This is a genomic window from Vibrio sp. V39_P1S14PM300 (genome assembly GCF_009904765.1).
Lineage (GTDB): Bacteria > Pseudomonadota > Gammaproteobacteria > Enterobacterales > Vibrionaceae > Vibrio > Vibrio proteolyticus.
This window is the reverse complement of the sequence record NZ_WXWP01000231.1, coordinates 1-2,017: the sequence shown is the minus strand read 5'-3', so window position 1 is coordinate 2,017 and position 2,017 is coordinate 1. Positions and strand designations below refer to the sequence as shown.

Sequence of the window (2,017 nt, the reverse complement as noted above, 5' to 3'; positions counted from 1 at the left end):
GCATAACCATTAAATATAAAGGCAATAGTTTCAAATGGTTAATAACACAATTCAATGGTTTCCGGGCCATATGCACAAAGCACGTAAAGAAATTGAAGAGGCCATCCCTCAGGTTGACGTCATCATTGAAGTGCTGGACGCCCGAATCCCTTTCAGCAGCGAAAACCCAATGATTTCGCAGCTTCGTGGCGACAAGCCCGTGGTAAAGGTACTCAATAAACGTGATCTGGCGGATCCCGAGCTGACTCAGCTTTGGATTGACCACTTTGAACAAGAAAAAAATGTCAAAGCAATGGCCATCACAACGTCTAACACTCAAGAAGTGCATAAGATTATGGAACTGTGCCGTAAGCTTGCACCACACCGTGAAGAAATCGGCAAAAATATTCGCACTATGATCATGGGTATTCCGAATGTCGGCAAATCGACCATTATCAATACCCTGGCAGGCAGAACCGTGGCCCAAACGGGCAACCAACCCGCAGTGACCCGTCGCCAGCAACGCATTAATCTGCAAAACGGTATCGTCTTGTCTGATACTCCTGGAATCTTGTGGCCAAAAGTAGAGAATCCTCACAGTGGATTCCGCCTTGCTGCCACGGGCGCCGTCAAAGATACGGCGATGGAATACGACGAAGTGGCGTTCTACACCGTAGAATATCTCGCTGAAGCCTATCCAGACCGTCTTAAAGAACGCTACCAGATTGAAGAACTGCCAGAATCCGATATTGAGTTAATGGAAGAGATTGGTCGCCGCCGTGGTGCTCTGCGTTCGGGTGGGCGTGTTGATTTGCACAAAGCTTCCGAAATTCTGCTGCACGAGCTTCGCTCCGGTACCTTAGGGCAAATCACACTGGAGCGTCCGGAAATGATCACGCAAGAATTGATTGAAGTGGAAATTGAAGCGGCGCGTCGGGCAGAAGAAAAAGCCAAACAAAAAGAAGAGCGTCGTAAACGTTACCTGAAAAACAAACGTTGATAACAGACGACGGTCAGTTTAAAAAGAAAATCCCCTGGCTTGTTCCAGGGGATTTTTAGTTAAACCTCATTGTTACCCGTAATGAGGTGGTTTGGATTTATCCGTATGTCTGTTCTCCGAAGATCCGGTAAGCGGCGCTTCAGAATGGTCATCATGAGCCGGAGAAGCGTCTTCACGCATTGCTTTTTGAAAAGCACGCAATGCATAACCCGCATCCTCTCCGATACTGCGGAGTTTCTTTGTCCCGAAAACAAGTGCGATAATGCAGCCCAGAATCAACAGTTTTCCCAAACTAATTCCACCCATCTTATCCCCTCCAGCAGACTACATGACAGACCTGTCGTGCTAAATCAGGCTCTTCCCTTCCGTTAACCGAAGTGACTTTATCCCACTAAAAGACCACACCAGCTCACTTTCGTTCTTAACCTGAATTGAGTGTACGAAGTTGTCTGTATGCATGTTGCAAACATTACCCGACAAGATGTAAAGATTGTATAAAGACCCAATACTGGGAATAAAAAAGCCCGGCGTACCGGGCTATCTGTCATCCACTGTTTTCGACCAATCGATATCCTACCCCGGTCTCGGTAATAATATGTCGTGGCTGAGCCGGGTTGTCCTCTATCTTATGACGTAACTGAGCGACGTGAATACGAACGTAATGGTGGTGCTCTACATAATTACTGCCCCAAACCTCTTTGAGAATTTGCTTATGAGTCAACACCTTGCCCATATTTTTTGCCAACAGCTTCAATATGTTGTATTCGGTTTTGGTCAGTTTTAAGGCGTTACCTTGTTTACTGACTTGTTGTAGAGCCAGATCCAAAACAATGTCACCAAATTCGATGGAAGCCGGCGCCTGTTGATCAGTAGATTTACTCATGCGAATCGCCACCCGAATACGGGCCATCAACTCTTCACTGCCAAAAGGCTTTGTCAGATAATCATTCGCGCCTGCATCCAATGCCTGAACTTTGTCCGCTTCTTTTTCGCGTGCGGAAATCACAATAATGGGTGTCTCTGTCCAGCTTCTTAACT

General features: G+C 46.6%; 3 protein-coding genes. 1 reads left to right on the top strand and 2 read right to left on the bottom strand.

Features of this window, described 5'->3' with window-relative positions:
* The first annotated feature begins 34 nt into the window (after positions 1-34).
* Positions 35-979: a ribosome biogenesis GTPase YlqF gene (gene ylqF / locus CAG65_RS11665; protein ID WP_021705178.1), complete on the top strand. Its 945-nt coding sequence runs from the start codon at positions 35-37 to the stop codon at positions 977-979.
* A gap of 72 nt (positions 980-1,051) precedes the next feature.
* Here the strand turns inward: ylqF and tatA are convergent, their stop codons facing one another.
* Positions 1,052-1,285: a twin-arginine translocase TatA/TatE family subunit gene (gene tatA / locus CAG65_RS11660; RefSeq protein ID WP_021705177.1), complete on the bottom strand. Its 234-nt coding sequence runs from the start codon at positions 1,283-1,285 to the stop codon at positions 1,052-1,054.
* A gap of 238 nt (positions 1,286-1,523) precedes the next feature.
* On the bottom strand, positions 1,524-2,017 hold a 494-nt coding region (locus CAG65_RS11655), incomplete at its 5' end, for a winged helix-turn-helix domain-containing protein (RefSeq protein WP_161453740.1).